Source organism: Aquabacterium sp., from assembly GCF_036273115.1.
Classification (GTDB): domain Bacteria; phylum Pseudomonadota; class Gammaproteobacteria; order Burkholderiales; family Burkholderiaceae_C; genus Aquabacterium.
The window spans coordinates 249,731-265,650 of sequence record NZ_DASUIN010000023.1 but is presented as its reverse complement, the minus strand read 5'-3'; the positions used below and the strand labels follow the sequence as shown (position 1 = coordinate 265,650).

Below are 15,920 nucleotides of genomic sequence, written 5' to 3'. Positions count from 1 at the left end.
CGTTGCCATCGGTCAGAAGGCATCGTCGATCAAGAACGTCGTGCGCGCTCTGGAACAAGCTGGCGCCATGGAGTACACCATCGTCGTGGCCGCTTCGGCTTCTGACTCGGCTGCCATGCAGTTCGTGTCGGCCTACTCCGGTTGCGCCATGGGCGAATACTTCCGCGATCGCGGTCAAGACGCCCTGATCGTGTATGACGATCTGTCCAAGCAAGCTGTGGCCTATCGTCAAGTGTCGCTGCTGCTGCGCCGTCCTCCCGGCCGCGAAGCTTTCCCCGGCGACGTGTTCTACATCCACTCCCGCCTGCTGGAGCGTGCCGCTCGCGTGAACGCCGACTACGTCGAAGCCTTCACCAACGGCGAAGTGAAGGGCAAGACCGGTTCGCTGACCGCGCTGCCCATCATCGAAACCCAGGCTGGCGACGTTTCCGCTTTCGTTCCGACCAACGTGATTTCGATTACCGACGGTCAGATCTTCCTGGAAACCAACCTGTTCAACGCTGGTATCCGTCCTGCGATCAACGCCGGTATCTCGGTGTCTCGCGTGGGTGGTGCTGCTCAGACCAAGGTCATCAAGAGCCTGTCCGGCGGTATCCGTACCGACCTGGCCCAGTACCGTGAACTGGCTGCCTTCGCGCAGTTCGCTTCCGATCTGGACGCAGCGACCCGTAAGCAGCTGGACCGCGGTGCCCGCGTGACCGAACTGCTGAAGCAAGCTCAGTATCAACCTCTGTCGATCTCCCTGATGGGCGCAACTCTGTTTGCCGTCAACAAGGGCTTCATGGACGACGTGGACGTCAAGAAGGTTTTGGCTTTCGAAGCTGGTCTGCACCAGTTCCTGAAGACCAGCCACGCTGCGTTGCTCGCCAAGATCGAAGAGAAGAAGGCCCTGGACAAGGACGCCGAAGCTGAACTGCAATCGGCCATCGTCGCGTTCAAGAAGACCTTCGCCTAAAGGAGCGCACCATGGCCGTAGGCAAGGAAATACGCAACAAGATCAAGAGCGTCGAGAACACCAAGAAGATCACCAAGGCCATGGAAATGGTCGCGGCTTCGAAGATGCGCAAGGCGCAAGATCGCATGATTGCGGCTCGCCCCTACGCTGAAAAGGTGCGCAACATCACGGCGAACTTGGCCAAGGCCAATCCCGAGTACGTCCACCCCTTCATGCAGCAAAACGCTGATGGCAAGAAGGTGGGCATCATCGTGGTGAGCACAGACAAGGGTCTGTGCGGTGGTTTGAACACGAACGTCCTGCGCGCCGTGACCAACAAGCTCAAGGAGCTCGAAGGTCAGGGCGTCAAGGCTGACGTGGTCGCCATCGGCAACAAGGCCGCAGGCTTTTTCAACCGGATCGGTGCCAATGTCGTCGCGCAAGTGGTCGGCATGGGTGACACCCCCCACATGGAAAAGCTGATCGGCCCGGTCAAGGTGCTGCTCGACGCTTACGTCGCTGGCGAACTCAGCGCTGTCTACCTGTGCTTCACCCGCTTCATCAACACGATGAAGCAGGAGCCCTTGGTTGAGCAGCTGCTGCCTTTGAAGGCCAACGAGTTCGAAGGCGAAAAGACTCATGCATGGGAATACATCTATGAGCCTGACGCCAAGCTGGTGATCGACGAGCTGATGACCCGTTACGTTGAAGCGCTGGTTTACCAGGCTGTGGCAGAGAACATGGCTTCGGAGCAGTCGGCCCGCATGGTGGCCATGAAGGCCGCTACCGACAATGCCGGCAACGTGATCAAGGAACTGAAGCTGGTCTACAACAAGACCCGTCAAGCCGCGATCACTACCGAACTGTCCGAGATCGTTGCCGGTGCGGCAGCGGTCTGATCCGAAGATTTTGAATTGATTGAAGGAACGAAAAATGGCTGACACGCAACAAGCAGTGGGCAAGATCGTTCAGTGCATTGGCGCCGTGGTTGACGTGGAATTCCCACGTAACCAAATGCCCAAGGTGTACGACGCCCTCAAGATGGAAGGCTCCGCGCTGACCCTCGAAGTGCAACAGCTGCTGGGTGACGGCATCGTCCGTACCATTGCGCTGGGCTCGTCCGACGGCCTGCGCCGCGGCATGGTCGTGAGCAACACCAACGCCCCCATCACCGTGCCCGTGGGTCCTGCTACCCTGGGCCGCATCATGGACGTGCTGGGTAACCCCATCGACGAACGTGGCCCTGTGGACCAAGCGCAAACCGCTTCGATCCACCGCAAGGCTCCTGCGTACGACGAACTGTCTCCCTCGACCGAGCTGCTGGAAACCGGCATCAAGGTGATCGACTTGGTCTGCCCCTTCGCTAAGGGCGGTAAAGTGGGTCTGTTCGGTGGCGCCGGTGTGGGCAAGACCGTGAACATGATGGAACTCATCAACAACATCGCCAAGGCTCACTCGGGTCTGTCGGTGTTCGCTGGTGTGGGTGAACGTACCCGTGAAGGTAACGACTTCTATCACGAAATGTCTGATGCAGGCGTCGTGAAGCAAGACAACCTGATCGAGTCCAAAGTGGCGATGGTTTACGGCCAGATGAACGAGCCTCCTGGCAACCGTCTGCGCGTGGCGTTGACTGGTCTGACCATGGCTGAAGCCTTCCGTGACGAAGGTCGTGACGTGCTGTTCTTCGTGGACAACATCTACCGTTACACCCTGGCCGGTACCGAAGTGTCCGCTCTGCTGGGTCGTATGCCTTCCGCTGTGGGTTACCAACCTACCCTGGCTGAAGAAATGGGCCGTCTGCAAGAGCGTATTACCTCCACCAAGGTCGGTTCGATCACCTCGATCCAAGCCGTGTACGTGCCAGCCGATGACTTGACTGACCCATCGCCTGCCACCACCTTCGCTCACTTGGACTCCACCGTGGTGTTGTCTCGTGACATCGCTTCGCTGGGTATCTACCCCGCTGTGGATCCTCTGGACTCGACCTCGCGTCAGCTGGACCCCCACGTGGTTGGCGAAGAGCACTACCAAGTGGCCCGCGCCGTGCAAGGCACGCTGCAGCGCTACAAGGAACTGCGCGACATCATCGCCATTCTGGGTATGGACGAACTGGCTCCGGAAGACAAGCTGCTGGTGGCTCGCGCTCGTAAGATCCAGCGCTTCCTGTCGCAGCCTTTCCACGTCGCCGAAGTGTTCACTGGCGCTCCTGGCAAGTACGTGCCCCTGAAGGAAACCATCCGTGGTTTCAAGATGATTGTGAACGGCGAGTGCGACAGCCTGCCCGAGCAAGCCTTCTACATGGTCGGCACCATCGACGAGGCCTTCGAAAAGGCCAAGGCCCTGAACTAATCAGTGCCGGCGGATCGCGCTGCGTGCGGCGCGATCCGGTTTGCTTGACCTAACGAAAGAGCCCTATGTCCACCATTCACGTTGACGTCGTTTCGGCCGAAGAGTCCATCTTCTCGGGCGAAGCCACGCTGGTGTCGCTGCCTGGTGAAGTGGGTGAGCTTGGCATTCTGCCTCGCCACACTCCCTTGATCACACGCATCAAGCCCGGTGCCGTGCGCATCCAACGTGCTGACAACAACGAAGAGGAATTCGTCTTCGTGGCTGGCGGCATTCTGGAAGTGCAACCTCACTGTGTGACCGTGCTGGCCGACACCGCGATTCGCGGCGCCGATCTGGACGAAGCCAAGGCCAATGAAGCCAAGCGTTTGGCTGAAGAAGCCCTGCAGAACGCCAAGGGCGATCTGGATCTGGCCAAGGCCCAGAGCGAACTGGCTGTCATGGTTGCCCAACTGGCCGCCATCCAGCGTCTGCGCAAGAAGTAAATTTTCGAGTGCTGGCTCGTGTCACGAGCCGGGTTCGAAGCAAAAGCCCACGGCCTGTGTCGTGGGCTTTTTTCATTGTGATGCGCCTTGCCCCAATAGGCAGGCTTGTAGACTGTAGGCCTTGACCTTGCATTCGTCCCGGAGAGTGTCTTCAATGTCCACCGCGCGTACCGCTGCTTCCCCTCGTTCGACCCCAGCCGCAAGCGGCAAGGGCTCGGCTGCCCAAGCGCCAGCCAAGAACAAGGCCACCCAAAAGCTGACGAAAAAGGCGGCAAAGACGGAGACGAAGAAGGCAGTCGCCAAGCGCGCGGCGCCTTTGACCATTCAGGACTATCTGCAAAAGACATTGACCAGTCGCGTGTATGACGTGGCCATTGAGTCGCCCCTGGATGAGGCCAAGAATCTCTCGCGGCGGCTGGGGCACCACGTGTACCTCAAGCGCGAAGACAAGCAGCCGGTGTTCAGTTTCAAGCTGCGCGGGGCCTACAACAAGATGGCCAAGCTCAGTTCAGCACATCTGGCCAAGGGGGTGATTTGCGCTTCGGCGGGCAACCACGCGCAAGGCGTGGCGATGGGGGCGAAGCGCCTGGGCTGCCAGGCCACCATCGTGATGCCGACCACCACACCCCAGGTGAAGATCGATGCGGTGCGCGCCTTCGGGGGCGAGAACGTTCAGATCGTGTTGCACGGCGAAAGCTATTCCGATGCTGCGCTGCACGCCAAGGAACTGGAAAAGAAAAAGGGCATGACCTTTGTCCACCCATTCGATGACCCGGATGTCATCGCGGGGCAGGGCACCGTGGCCATGGAGATCTTGCGCCAGCACTCAGGCCCGATTGATGCGGTGTTCGTCGCCATTGGCGGCGGCGGGCTGATCAGCGGGGTGGCGGCTTACATCAAGGCCGTGCGCCCGGAGATCAAGGTGGTGGGCGTGCAGATGGCTGACTCTGACGCCATGGTGCGATCGGTGAAGGCCGGCAAACGCGTGACCTTGTCTGACGTGGGCTTGTTCTCGGACGGCACCGCCGTGAAGCTGGTGGGCGAAGAGACCCTGAGGTTGACGCGAGAGTTGGTGGACGACTATGTCATTGTCAGCACCGATGAGGTATGCGCGGCGATCAAGGACATCTATCAGGATACGCGTTCGATTGTCGAGCCTGCGGGGGCGCAAGGGGTGGCGGCGATCAAGCAATACGCTGAGCGGCACGGCGGCCAGGGCAAGACTTACATTGCCATCAACTGCGGCGCGAACATGAATTTCGATCGCTTGCGCTTTGTAGCCGAGCGTGCCGAGGTGGGTGAGCAGCGAGAGGCGCTGCTGGCGGTCACGATTCCGGAAGAGCGGGGGTCGTTCAAGCGCTTTTGTGAAACCATTGGCCCGCGTAGCGTAACCGAGTTCAACTACCGCATTTCCGATGAGAAGCAAGCCCATGTGTTCGTGGGCCTGACGACCAAGGAAAAGGGTGAGTCACGCAAGCTGGCGAAGCTGTTCGAACGCCAGGGTTTTGATACGGTGGACCTGACCCACGACGAATTGGCCAAGACCCATATTCGCCACATGGTCGGTGGTCGCTCGGCTTTGGCCGACGGCGAACGTCTGTACAGCTTCGTGTTTCCGGAGCGCCCGGGGGCCTTGATGGCCTTCCTGACGAGTCTGCCGCCGGGGTGGAACATCAGTCTGTTCCACTATCGAAACCAAGGCGCCGACTATGGGCGCATCCTGGTGGGCTTGCAAGTGCCGAAGGCCGAGACCAAGTCGATCAAGACCTTCCTGGACAAGTTGGGTTATGTCTACGTGGACGAGACCCGTAACCCCGTTTATCGCTTGTTCTTGCGCTGAACTCAGCGTGCGATCATCCCGCGCGGCGGGGTGGGCAGCGCGACGCCACCTGGCATCAGGCTGGGTGGGGGCGTGCCGGGTTGAAAGCCCGGGCTTGCACCCTCCGGTGCACCGTTGGCGGTCAAGCCGGCTACGGCTGGCAGCACGCCGGTGGCCGGTGGAGGCAAAGTGGGCAGATCCAGGGTGACGGCCGTTGGGCCATCGGCCGGGCCGATTTCAGCACCGCGTTGCGTCAGGCGTTTGATGACATGCGGAGCCTCGACCACATCGCCCACATGAAGGGCGCGTGGCGGCTTGCCATCGATGCTCACCAAGGCCACACCACTGTTGTCTTCGGGGTTTTTCGGCGCCACGACGCCAATGAGTTTGATGCGCCCGGCCAACATGGCGTTCTGCCCCATGTCGGGCGCAGCAGGGCCCGACGCTTTGGCAGGGCCTGCCAGAAGCTTGCGGGGGTCGCCCTTGCCGGCGTTGTCGAGTGACACGGCACTGGCATTGGCTGGAACCGCAGTGGGCTTGGCCAACCAACGCAGGCCCCAGAACGCCACACTGGCGGCGAAGGCGGCCCAAATGATGAGTGCAAGGATTCGTGATGCCATGGTGAGCCCATTATGATGGGAGAACACCGTGACTGAGGGGCGAAACAGCTAGGGGGACCCCGGGTAGATCCCCCATCCGAGCGCCTCCGCTGTCGGGCATGCTTGGCCTCCGTGGGTCAAAGGCCGCGTCAGCAGTCCTTTTGCAGCATTCATACGGACCGAAAATGAAACTGATTGTGAAATTTCCGCAAGTCGCCCGTGCGTCGGTGAAGGCCGTGCAGCGTGGCTTCACCTTGATCGAGTTGATGGTGGTGCTGGTCATCATTGGCCTGCTGGCCGCTTTGATCGTGCCCAATGTGCTGGACCGTGCCGACGATGCCCGAGTCACTGCCGCGAAGACCGATGTGGCGAATCTGATGCAGGCGCTCAAGCTCTACAAGCTTGACAACATGCGCTTCCCCACCAGTGAGCAGGGCTTGCAAGCTTTGGTGACCAAGCCGACCACTGGGCCGATCCCTCCCAATTGGAAGCCTTACCTGGAGAAGTTGCCCAACGACCCCTGGGGCCGTGGCTACCAGTACGTCAATCCTGGCGTGAAGGGCCCTGTCGATGTGTTCAGTTTTGGTGCAGACGGCCAAAGCGGTGGTGAAGGGCGGGATGCCGACATCGGTTCCTGGCAGTAAGTCACTGCGCCAGCGAGGGTTCACGCTGCTCGAATTGATGGTGGTGGTCGCGATGATCGCCATCACCACGGCAGTGGTGTCCTTGGCGATTCCTGATCCGTCGGTGACCCGATTGGAGCGGGAGGCCGCGCGCTTGATCGCGCAGCTGGAGGCTGCCCGCACCCAGGCGCGTACGGGGGCGATGACGGTGCTGTGGATACCGCAGCCCAATGGTCCGGAAGCCGATTACCAGTTCGTGGGTTTGCCGCCTGCTTTGTTGCCGTCTTTGAAATGGATGGAGCCGGAAGTGACCGCACGAGTCGTTGGGGGCAAGAGCATTGTGCTGGGCCCCGAGCCGGTCATCGGGCCGCAACAGGTGGAACTCACCCTGGGCGAGCAGCGCATCACAATCGGCACAGATGGTCTGGCGCCGTTCGATGTGGTTCTCCCGCAAGACGCTGAGGCGGGTGAGGGTTCGGGGGTGACCAGTGCGGTACGTTAAGCGCCGGTTGCCGCAAGGCATGACCCTGATCGAGGTGCTGGTGGCCCTGGCGGTGGTGGCCATGACGCTGTCTGCCGGCATCAAGGCGGCAGGCGGGCTGACGCTGAATGCGCAGCGCATGACTGACCTGACCTTGGCGCAGTGGTGTGCAGAAAATCATTTGACGGCTTTGCGTTTGACCAAAAGCTACCCGTCGGTGGGGGACAGCGACTTCACCTGTCAGCAGATGGGCCGGGAACTGCCGGGTCACATGGTGGTACGCCCTACGCCGAACATCAACTTTCGGCGTGTTGATACCCAGATCTTTGATGAAGACAAGCAGCCGATTGTGAGCTTGTCGACCATTCTGCCGAGGTTCTGATGGGGGGGCGTGCATTCAAGCTGGCTCAGACGGGCTTCACCCTCATCGAGGTGCTGGTGTCGCTGTTGATTCTGGCGGTGCTGTCGTCGGCCGCGTGGAAGGGAATGGACGCCATCACCAAGGCGCGAGAGGTGGCTGACGGCAAACTCAAGCAAACGCTGAGATTGCAGTCGGTTGTGACGCAGTGGGAGGCCGACTTGTCTGCCGTCATTGACACCGGAGTGGTGCCCGCGTGGCAGTTCGATGGAGCCAATGTGCGCATGACCCGTAAAACGGGCGCGGGGGCCCAGATGGTGGTCTGGTCGTTGCGCAATGGCCGTTGGTTGCGCTGGGCCAGTTCGGCGACCACCACCGTGGGCGAGTTGCAGCAGCAGTGGATGCGATCGTTCCAGTTGCAGGGAAAAGAGCCGGGCACCTTGGTCGCCGAGCCGGGGCTGGAGCAATGGCGGGTGTACTGCCACCGCAATGGCAACTGGTCGAACTGTCAGTCGTCGAACGACGTGGCTCAGGTGCGCCCGCCCGCCGGTGCGGCCTCAGGTGCCGCGGTCGCGACTCAGACCAAAGAAGTGCTGCCCCAGGCGATTCGGCTGGTCCTGACCTTGGGGCCCGACAGCGGCTTCTCGGGCGCGGTCACGCGCGATGTGATCATGCCGCCCCAACCGAATTGAGGAGGGGTTGAGATGAACACCTCGCGTTGCCCTGCTCGTCTGAATCGCCCATCGTGCCCTTCGGGACAGCGCGGGGCGGCCTTGTTGATGGCCATGGTCATTGTGACCCTGGTGGCGACTTTTTCGGCCTCGATGGTTTGGCAGCAGTGGCGTGCCGTGCAGATCGAGGCGGCCGAGCGGGTGCGCTCGCAGTCCGAGTGGGTGCTCATTGGGGCGCTCGACTGGGCGCGTCTGATCCTCAAGGAGGACAAACGCAACGGTGGGCCGGATCATCTGGGCGAGCCTTGGGCCATTCCCTTGGCCGAGGCGCGCTTGTCCAGCTTCCTGGCGACCGACAAGGACAACTCCGACGATGCTCCTGAAGCCTTCCTATCCGGTAAGGTGGAGGATGTGACGGCGCGCTATAACCTGCGCAACATCATCAACGATCAGCTGGATCTGGTGCCGGAGGAGTTGGCGGTGCTCAAGCGCCTGTGCGAGTTCTCCGGCTTGCCGGGCGCTCTGGCCGACACGCTGGCGCAGGCCTATCGCAAAGCGTTTCTGGCGGCACAGGGCGACGATCCGGCCGTGCTGGCCAAGCTGGGCGGGCCGGCGCAGCGTGCGGCAGCGCCGTTGTTGCCGCAAAGCATGGATCAGCTGACCTGGCTGGGCTTGGATGCGGGCACGGTCGAAAAGCTGCGGCCCTACCTGACTTTGTTGCCGGATCGAACGCAGGTCAATGTGAATACGGCGCCCAAGGAGGTCATCGCCTCGGTGATCGAAGGGTTTGATCTGGCGCGTGCGGCCCGCTTGGTACAGGCCAGGCAGCGCAATGCCTTCAAGGCCCCCGATGAGGTGCAGACCTTGTTGGGGGTGCAGAACCTGAATTTGACGCGGGTGACTGTGGCGTCAGACTTTTTCGAGGTGCGGGGGCGTTTGCGCTACGAAGACAATGTCATCGAGCAGCGCCATGTGGTGCAGCGAGTGGGCACTGACATGCAGGTACGCAGTCGGGTCCGCTTTGCCGGGGTGGATCGCCTCAATGAGGGCTCACCCCAGCCCTGATCCCCCCGTGAACATGGTGGGCGGGCGTTGTTTTGGCAAGTATCCGTACCTAAAAGCGCCCTATTTCCCCGCTCCTACAATCAGATTGCGCCTAAGCTAGGCGTGTACAACTGTCCTACGGGTATGAGCTTTCTCATCCTTCAACTGCCTGCGCGTTCGCGCCTGAGTGCCGACTTGCCCGAAAGCGAGTCGGCTGCGCCGTCGTCCGCGACCAAGGAATATGCCTACGTGCTCAGCACGGATGGGCAGGCGGTGACGCGGCATGGTCGTTGCGTGGCCAATATGCTGCCGCGCGCCGACATGGTCATTGCCGTCATGGCCCCCACCGATGTGAGTTGGCACCGCCTGGCGCTGCCCAAGGCGCCAGGGGCACGCTTGCGTGCGGCGCTGGCGGGCATGCTGGAAGATGCCCTGCTGGACGACCCTGACAATCTGCACTTTGCGGTCGAGCCAACCGGCCGTGCCGGACTCGATGCCTGGGTGGCGGTGTGTGACCATACCTGGCTGACCAGCCAGCTGATGGCGCTGGAAAAGGCCAAGATTCGTGTGCAGCGTGTGGTGCCGGCTGTGTGCCCTGATGAACCTGCCACCGCCTATTTCCATGAAGCCAATTGGGGTGGTGAGGCCGATGACGCCGGTGGCAACGATGTCTTGCTGACCTGGTCCACCATGGATGGCGTGGCGACTTGGCCTATCTCGGGCAGTCTGGCGCGAGCCCTGTTGCCCGAGCAGACACCTGAACAGATCCGATTTTTTGCCACGCCTGCTGTGGCGGCACCGGCCGAGCGTTGGCTGGGCCGTGTGGTGACCGTGCAGACGCAGGCCGAGCATTTGCTGCTGGCGGCCCGCTCGATGTGGAACCTGCTGCAATTCGACCTGACCCCGCAGAGCAAGGGCTGGTATGCCATCAGCGACCAATGGCGGCGCTTCATGGGCATTCAGTGGCGCCCTGTGCGTGTGGGCCTGGTAGCCTTGGCGGCTGCGCAACTGGTGGGCGTGAATCTGTGGGCCTGGCACCAGGGGCGCATGGTCAAGCAAAAGCGCGCTGAAATGGTGGCCGTGCTCAAGCAGGCGCACCCGCAAGTGCAGGCGGTGTTTGATGCCTATGCCCAGATGCAGAAAGAAACCGAACTGCTGCGTGCTTCTGCGGGGCAGGTCGGCGACAACGACCTGGAAAGCCTGATGGGGGCTGCAGCCACCGTCTGGCCGGCTGATCAGCCCTCGGCTTCCATCCAGTACGACGGCAACTCACTGACCCTGACGCCGCCTCGCACCTGGAGTCCGGCTGACATTGAACAGATCCGCGGGCGTTTGAGTGCTGCGGGCATCACCCTGGAGCCCGGGCCGGACGGGCGAGTCACCCTGCGTCGTGCGGCGCGTTCCTGATGGCTGAACCGACCCATGTCTGAACAACTTCAATCCCTGCGAGATCTCCAGCAAGCCTGGCAGGCCAAGTGGGCGGCCATGCCTGCGCGTGAGCGTCGCTTGGTTTCGGCTGCAGCCTGGCTGGGGGGCTTGGTGCTGCTGGTCATGTTGGGCATTCGGCCTGCCGTGAAGTCGCTGCAGGAAACTCCCCGCCAGCTCAATGAAGTCAACAGCCAACTCGAAGTGATGCGGCGTCAGGCGCAGGAGGTGCAGTCGCTGCGGCAGCGTCCTCCCGTGCCGCCTGTGCAGGCGGCTGCCGCGCTTCAGGCTGCCACCGAGCGTTTGGGGCAGGCCGGCCGCTTGATGATTCAAGGCGATCGGGCTACCCTGACTGCCAATGCCGTGTCGGGCGATGCGCTGGCCGGTTGGTTGGATGAAATTCGCGCCGCTGCGCGCGCCAAGCCGGTCGAAGTCTCCTTGACGCAGACCGAACCCGGGCGTTACTCCGGTACCGTGATCCTGGCTTTGGGGCCGGGGTCTGAAGGTCAATGAGACCGATAGGACCGACCATGGCAGTGCCCTCCTTTTTTTCACGCCGTCCCGCCTGGCTCAAGGGCGCGGGGGCGGTCACCACCCGCTGGCTCGAGTCCACGCTGGAGGTCGCGCGCTGGGAAAACATGCGCAAGGCCGGCAAGCGCTGGGGCAAGTGGGGCGCGGCATTGGGCGCCCTGGTCGGGGTGGTCTTGTTCGCGCCGGCTAGTTGGCTGGCTCAAGGTGTGGTCGAGCTGACGGGCGGCCGTTTGTTGCTGGCCGAGTCGCAAGGCACGGTCTGGCAGGGGGATGCCGTGGCCATCTTGACGGGCGGCCCTGGCAGCCGAGATGCCCGGGCTTTGCCGGGGCGCCTGGCCTGGCGCATCAAGCTCAAGACCTTTGGCGTGCGCGTGTCCTTGCAGCAAGATTGCTGTTTGCCGACTCCGGTGGTGCTGGACATCAAGCCCGGTTGGGGCCGTATTCGGGCGGAAATCAAGCTCAGCCCAGGAGGCCAGGAGGCCGAGTTGGCTTCCATGGGGGCCGTCGGGCACTGGCCTGCTGCCTGGTTGGGTGGCCTCGGCACCCCCTGGAATACCTTGCAGCTGGGGGGCTTGTTGCGCATGAACACCCGTGACCTGGCTGTGGAGTGGGTGCAAGGTCGTTTGCGGGTTGAAGGTCAGGCTGATCTGTCGCTCGATAACGTCTCGTCGCCCATTTCGACTTTGGATCGGCTGGGCTCTTACCGACTGGATTTGCTGGGCGATGCCCAGGGCCAGTTGCAACTGAATTTGACCACCCTGGATGGCTCGCTGCAATTGACGGGCCAAGGCACGGTGGGGCCGGGCGGCACGCGCTTTCGCGGGATGGCCACGGCCGTTGAGGCCGACCGGGGCGCCCTCGACAACCTCCTGAACATCATTGGTCGCCGTGCGGGTGATCACTCTGTCATTTCGATCGGATAAGTCATGAAGACCCATCCTTCCTTGTCTCGCACACGTGCCATCGCGCTGGCGACGGCCCTGGCTCTGACCTTTGGCCCCTCCGGCTTGTTGCCAGGCGTGGCGGGGCTCGCCATGGCGGCGCCCATCAAGAAGGCGCCCCCGAGTGTGACGCTGAACTTCGTCAATGCCGAGATCGAAGGTGTGTCGCGCGCGATGGCCGCCATCCTGGATCGCCAGATCATGGTCGACCCCCGGGTGAAGGGCACGATCACGCTGTACAGCGAACAACCTCTGACGCCGCGCGAGGCTTATCTGAACTTCCTGTCGGCCTTGCGGGGCCAGGGCTTCAGCGTGGTCGAGGTGGCGGGCATGCTCAAGGTCGTGCCTGAGGCTGAAGCCAAGTTGCAGACGGGCACCGTGGACGTGGGCAATGTGACCAAGTCGGGTGACCAGATCATCACGCAGATTTTCCGTCTGCAATATGAAAGCGCCAACAACCTGGTGGCGGTGCTGCGGCCCTTGATCAGCCCCAACAACACCATCAATGCCAACACGGGCACCAACACGCTGGTGATCACCGACTACGCCGACAACCTCAAGCGCATGGGGCAGATGATTGCCGCGTTGGACGTGCCGTCGGCCACCGACATGGAGGCGATTCCGCTGCAGTACGCGATTGCCTCTGACCTGGCGCCCGTGGTGCAGAAGCTGGCTGACGGCGGCGCCGCAGCCGGGGCGCCGGGCGCTGCGGTGGGTATGCCCACTCAGGTCATGGCTGACCCGCGTACCAACACCCTGATGGTGCGCGCTCCGAACGCGGGCCGCATGGCCATGGTTCGCAACCTGGTGCAGCGTCTTGACAAGCCTGGTACCAGCGGTCTGGGCGGTAGCGGCATTCATGTGGTCTACCTGAAGAATGCGGATGCCGTGAAGCTGGCGCAAGTGCTGCGCGCAGCCTTCCCCGGTGCAGGTGGCGGTAGCAATGCATCTGGCGGAGGGGCTTCGGCCAGCCCTGTGCAGTCGGGCATGTCGCCCCAGATGGCGGGACTGAACCAGGCTGCGGCTGGGGGGGCGAGCGCCCAGGCGACCGCGCCTGTGGGCGCCTCAGCCCAGCCTTCAACCGGCGGCTTCATTCAAGCCGACCCCAGCACCAACTCGCTGGTGATCACGGCCACCGATGCCCTGTACAAGCAGCTGCGGGCGGTGATCGACCAGTTGGACGGTCGTCGGGCGCAGATCTACATCGAGGCCATGATCGTTCAGGTGGACGAAAGCAAGCTGGCGCAGGCGGGCTTCCAATGGGCGGGGGCCGCTGGCACGAACAACATCGTGGGCGCGGGCACCAATCTGTCGACCAGCACCAGTGGCACCACCATTCCCGGCTTGTTCAGTCTGGCCGCAGCACAGAAGACGGTGCTGGGCGGTTTGGGTGGCTTGAACGTCGGTTTCCTGCACAAGATGTCGGATGGCACCTATAACCTGGGTGCCTTGGCGACCTTCCTGGAAAACAACGCTGGCGGCAACGTCTTGTCCAAGCCCAACATGATTGCGCTGGACAACGAAGAGGCCAAGATCGTGGTCGGTCAGAACGTGCCCTTCGTGACGGGGTCGTACACCAATGGCGCCACCTCGGGTTCCGGTTCGGTGAACCCCTTCACCACGGTCGAGCGCAAGGACGTGGGCTTGACCCTGCGTGTGCGCCCCCAGGTGGGTGAGGGCGGCACGGTGCGAATGACCGTGTACCAGGAAAACTCGTCTGTGGACGCGACGAGCAAGTCGTCCAACTCGGGCCTGACCACCAACAAGAGTTCGATCGAGACCACCGTGGTGATCGACGACGGCCAGACCCTGGTCCTCGGCGGCTTGCTGTCTGATGCCTACAGCGATGGTGATTCGCAAGTGCCGGTGCTGGGCGACATCCCGGTGCTGGGTAACCTGTTCAAGAGCCGTTCGCGTGAGCGTGCCAAGAAGAACCTGATGGTGTTCTTGCGTCCGGTGGTGATGCGCTCGCAAGAGGACAGCAATAACCTGACGGTCGACCGTTATGAGTTCATGCGCCAGCGTCAATCGGAGTCCAAGCCCGACAAGAGCATCGTGATGCCGATCAATGAGGTGCCGATGCTGGAGCCGTTGCAGAACACATCGCAGCGCCCCGCGCCCAATGTGGTGCAGCCCCTGGATGACCCCAACGCGTCGCCCACGATCGTGATGCCGCGTGACTCGGGCTTTGGCGGCAAGTTGGCTCCGCAGCCCAAGGCCGGTGGTGTGCAATGAGTGCGCGTCACCCATTGCCGTACGCCTTTGCCAGGGCGAATGGCTTGTTGCTGGAGCATGAGAACGAGCGGGCCACTTTGTGGGCCAGCCACAAAGTGTCGCCTTCGGCCCTCTCGGAGGTGATGCGCACTTATGTAGTCAACGCCATCGAGAGCGAGCCAGAAGAGGCCTTGTCGCAACGCATCGCCGCAGCCTACGCCGGCGGCGAAGGCAGTGCGGCGGCGGTGGTGGGTGAAGTAGAAAGCGCGGTCGACCTGTCGCGCATGATGCAGGACCTTCCAGCTGTGGAAGACTTGCTGGAGTCGGCCAACGACGCCCCCATCATCCGGATGTTGAACGCCTTGCTGACGCAGGCTGCCAAAGACGGCGCCTCTGACATTCACATCGAACCCTATGAGCGTGCCTCGGCCGTGCGTTTTCGGGTCGACGGCACTTTGCGCGAAGTGGTGCAGCCCAACAAGGCCTTGCACGCCGCCCTGATCTCGCGTCTGAAGATCATGGCCGAACTCGATATTTCCGAAAAACGTTTGCCGCAAGATGGCCGCATCAGTTTGCGCATTGGTGGTCGCGCGGTGGATGTGCGGGTGTCGACCCTGCCATCGGCGCACGGCGAACGGGCTGTGCTGCGTATTCTGGACAAGGGCGACGCCAACAAGTTCACCCTTGAGTCGCTGGGCATGAGCGGCGATGCGCTGGACAAGTTCAAGCGCCTGCTGCGTCAGCCACACGGGATCGTGTTGGTCACGGGCCCTACCGGCTCGGGTAAGACCACCACCCTGTACGCCGGCTTGAGCACGGTGGATGCCACCACCACCAATGTGCTGACCGTGGAAGACCCGGTCGAATACGAATTGCCTGGCATTGGCCAGACCCAGGTCAACGCCAAGATCGAGTTGACCTTTGCGAAGGCGCTGCGCGCCATCCTGCGGCAAGACCCGGACGTCATCATGATTGGTGAAATCCGTGACCTGGAAACCGCCCAGATCGCCGTTCAGGCGTCTTTGACGGGTCACTTGGTGCTGGCGACTTTGCACACCAATGACGCCCCCAGTGCGGTTACGCGCTTGACCGACATGGGGATCGAGCCCTTCCTGCTGTCGTCGTCCTTGTTGGGCGTGCTGGGCCAGCGTCTGGTGCGCAAACTGTGCGTGCACTGCAAGCGTCAGGACGATGCGGGTCGTTGGCACCCGGTAGGCTGCCCCGAGTGCGGCATGTCGGGCTACAAGGGGCGTACGGGTGTGTATGAACTCATGGTGGCCGATGACCAGATTCGCGCTTTGATCCACGCCGAAGCGGCCGAGTCGAAGTTGCTTGAGCACGCGCAGTCGAAGGGCATGAAGACCATGCGCGAAGACGGTGACCGACTGGTGGCCGAGGGCGTGACGTCGCTGGAAGAAGTCTTGCGGGTGACCCGCGAATAAGGCCGCT

The 15,920-nt window shown here is 62.2% G+C and carries 16 protein-coding genes; 15 read left to right on the top strand and 1 reads right to left on the bottom strand.

Annotated elements, in window-relative coordinates; all coding sequences use genetic code 11:
- The 5 genes from atpA to ilvA all read left to right on the top strand — a co-directional run.
- On the top strand, positions 1–955 hold a 955-nt coding region (gene atpA, locus VFW72_RS10170; RefSeq protein WP_329674178.1), incomplete at its 5' end, for a F0F1 ATP synthase subunit alpha.
- An 11-nt stretch (positions 956–966) separates the two neighbouring features.
- Positions 967–1,833: a F0F1 ATP synthase subunit gamma gene (atpG, locus tag VFW72_RS10165; protein WP_329674177.1), complete on the top strand. Its 867-nt coding sequence runs from the start codon at positions 967–969 to the stop codon at positions 1,831–1,833.
- Between the two features lie 34 nt (positions 1,834–1,867).
- The gene (gene atpD / locus VFW72_RS10160) at positions 1,868–3,283 is read left to right on the top strand and encodes a F0F1 ATP synthase subunit beta (RefSeq protein ID WP_329674176.1); all 1,416 of its coding nucleotides are present in this window, start codon (positions 1,868–1,870) and stop codon (positions 3,281–3,283) included.
- 65 nt (positions 3,284–3,348) lie between these two features.
- A complete protein-coding gene (locus VFW72_RS10155; RefSeq protein ID WP_329674175.1) occupies positions 3,349–3,765 on the top strand; it encodes a F0F1 ATP synthase subunit epsilon in 417 nt (138 codons plus the stop codon).
- Between the two features lie 154 nt (positions 3,766–3,919).
- The gene (ilvA, locus tag VFW72_RS10150) at positions 3,920–5,605 is read left to right on the top strand and encodes a threonine ammonia-lyase, biosynthetic (protein WP_329674174.1); all 1,686 of its coding nucleotides are present in this window, start codon (positions 3,920–3,922) and stop codon (positions 5,603–5,605) included.
- A 2-nt stretch (positions 5,606–5,607) separates the two neighbouring features.
- On the opposite strand, the gene VFW72_RS10145 is transcribed toward ilvA, so the two are convergent.
- Entirely contained in the window at positions 5,608–6,204 is a 597-nt protein-coding gene (locus VFW72_RS10145; RefSeq protein WP_329674173.1) for a hypothetical protein, read from the bottom strand.
- Positions 6,205–6,368: 164 nt separating this feature from the next.
- On the opposite strand from VFW72_RS10145, the gene gspG reads away from it, so the two are divergent.
- The 10 genes from gspG to gspE all read left to right on the top strand — a co-directional run bounded on the left by gspG (position 6,369) and on the right by gspE (position 15,913).
- On the top strand, positions 6,369–6,827 hold the full coding sequence (gene gspG / locus VFW72_RS10140; protein WP_329674172.1) for a type II secretion system major pseudopilin GspG: 459 nt from the start codon (positions 6,369–6,371) through the stop codon (positions 6,825–6,827).
- Entirely contained in the window at positions 6,802–7,308 is a 507-nt protein-coding gene (locus tag VFW72_RS10135; protein ID WP_329674171.1) for a pilus assembly FimT family protein, read from the top strand. The genes gspG and VFW72_RS10135 overlap by 26 nt, the downstream gene beginning before the upstream one ends.
- Positions 7,295–7,669, top strand: coding sequence for a type II secretion system minor pseudopilin GspI (gene gspI, locus VFW72_RS10130; RefSeq protein ID WP_349256423.1), 375 nt, complete (start codon positions 7,295–7,297; stop codon positions 7,667–7,669). The genes VFW72_RS10135 and gspI overlap by 14 nt, the downstream gene beginning before the upstream one ends.
- Positions 7,669–8,337 (top strand): PulJ/GspJ family protein, encoded by a 669-nt coding sequence (locus VFW72_RS10125; protein WP_329674169.1) that lies wholly within the window; start codon positions 7,669–7,671, stop codon positions 8,335–8,337. Before gspI ends, VFW72_RS10125 begins: the two co-directional genes overlap by 1 nt.
- Positions 8,338–8,349: 12 nt before the next feature.
- Positions 8,350–9,381, top strand: coding sequence for a type II secretion system minor pseudopilin GspK (gene gspK / locus VFW72_RS10120; protein ID WP_329674168.1), 1,032 nt, complete (start codon positions 8,350–8,352; stop codon positions 9,379–9,381).
- Between the two features lie 123 nt (positions 9,382–9,504).
- Positions 9,505–10,767 carry a type II secretion system protein GspL gene (gspL, locus tag VFW72_RS10115; RefSeq protein WP_329674167.1) on the top strand — a complete coding sequence of 421 codons (1,263 nt, stop codon included), beginning with the start codon at positions 9,505–9,507 and terminating at the stop codon, positions 10,765–10,767.
- A gap of 15 nt (positions 10,768–10,782) precedes the next feature.
- A complete protein-coding gene (gspM, locus tag VFW72_RS10110) occupies positions 10,783–11,298 on the top strand; it encodes a type II secretion system protein GspM (RefSeq protein ID WP_329674166.1) in 516 nt (171 codons plus the stop codon).
- 17 nt (positions 11,299–11,315) lie between these two features.
- Complete coding sequence (gspN, locus tag VFW72_RS10105; protein ID WP_329674165.1) at positions 11,316–12,239, top strand: type II secretion system protein N; 924 nt, start codon at positions 11,316–11,318, stop codon at positions 12,237–12,239.
- Between the two features lie 3 nt (positions 12,240–12,242).
- A complete protein-coding gene (gene gspD / locus VFW72_RS10100; RefSeq protein WP_329674164.1) occupies positions 12,243–14,492 on the top strand; it encodes a type II secretion system secretin GspD in 2,250 nt (749 codons plus the stop codon).
- On the top strand, positions 14,489–15,913 hold the full coding sequence (gene gspE, locus VFW72_RS10095; protein WP_329674163.1) for a type II secretion system ATPase GspE: 1,425 nt from the start codon (positions 14,489–14,491) through the stop codon (positions 15,911–15,913). The genes gspD and gspE overlap by 4 nt, the downstream gene beginning before the upstream one ends.
- Positions 15,914–15,920 lie beyond the last annotated feature (7 nt).

Coding starts and splice junctions, on each gene's coding strand:
- gspM (WP_329674166.1), top strand. CDS start 10,783: ATGTCTGAACAACTTCAATCCCTGCGAGATCTCCAGCAAGCCTGGCAG.
- VFW72_RS10135 (WP_329674171.1), top strand. CDS start 6,802: ATGCCGACATCGGTTCCTGGCAGTAAGTCACTGCGCCAGCGAGGGTTC.
- VFW72_RS10125 (WP_329674169.1), top strand. CDS start 7,669: ATGGGGGGGCGTGCATTCAAGCTGGCTCAGACGGGCTTCACCCTCATC.
- gspL (WP_329674167.1), top strand. CDS start 9,505: ATGAGCTTTCTCATCCTTCAACTGCCTGCGCGTTCGCGCCTGAGTGCC.
- VFW72_RS10145 (WP_329674173.1), bottom strand. CDS start 6,204: ATGGCATCACGAATCCTTGCACTCATCATTTGGGCCGCCTTCGCCGCC.
- VFW72_RS10155 (WP_329674175.1), top strand. CDS start 3,349: ATGTCCACCATTCACGTTGACGTCGTTTCGGCCGAAGAGTCCATCTTC.
- gspK (WP_329674168.1), top strand. CDS start 8,350: ATGAACACCTCGCGTTGCCCTGCTCGTCTGAATCGCCCATCGTGCCCT.
- gspD (WP_329674164.1), top strand. CDS start 12,243: ATGAAGACCCATCCTTCCTTGTCTCGCACACGTGCCATCGCGCTGGCG.
- atpD (WP_329674176.1), top strand. CDS start 1,868: ATGGCTGACACGCAACAAGCAGTGGGCAAGATCGTTCAGTGCATTGGC.
- gspG (WP_329674172.1), top strand. CDS start 6,369: ATGAAACTGATTGTGAAATTTCCGCAAGTCGCCCGTGCGTCGGTGAAG.
- ilvA (WP_329674174.1), top strand. CDS start 3,920: ATGTCCACCGCGCGTACCGCTGCTTCCCCTCGTTCGACCCCAGCCGCA.
- atpG (WP_329674177.1), top strand. CDS start 967: ATGGCCGTAGGCAAGGAAATACGCAACAAGATCAAGAGCGTCGAGAAC.
- gspE (WP_329674163.1), top strand. CDS start 14,489: ATGAGTGCGCGTCACCCATTGCCGTACGCCTTTGCCAGGGCGAATGGC.
- gspN (WP_329674165.1), top strand. CDS start 11,316: ATGGCAGTGCCCTCCTTTTTTTCACGCCGTCCCGCCTGGCTCAAGGGC.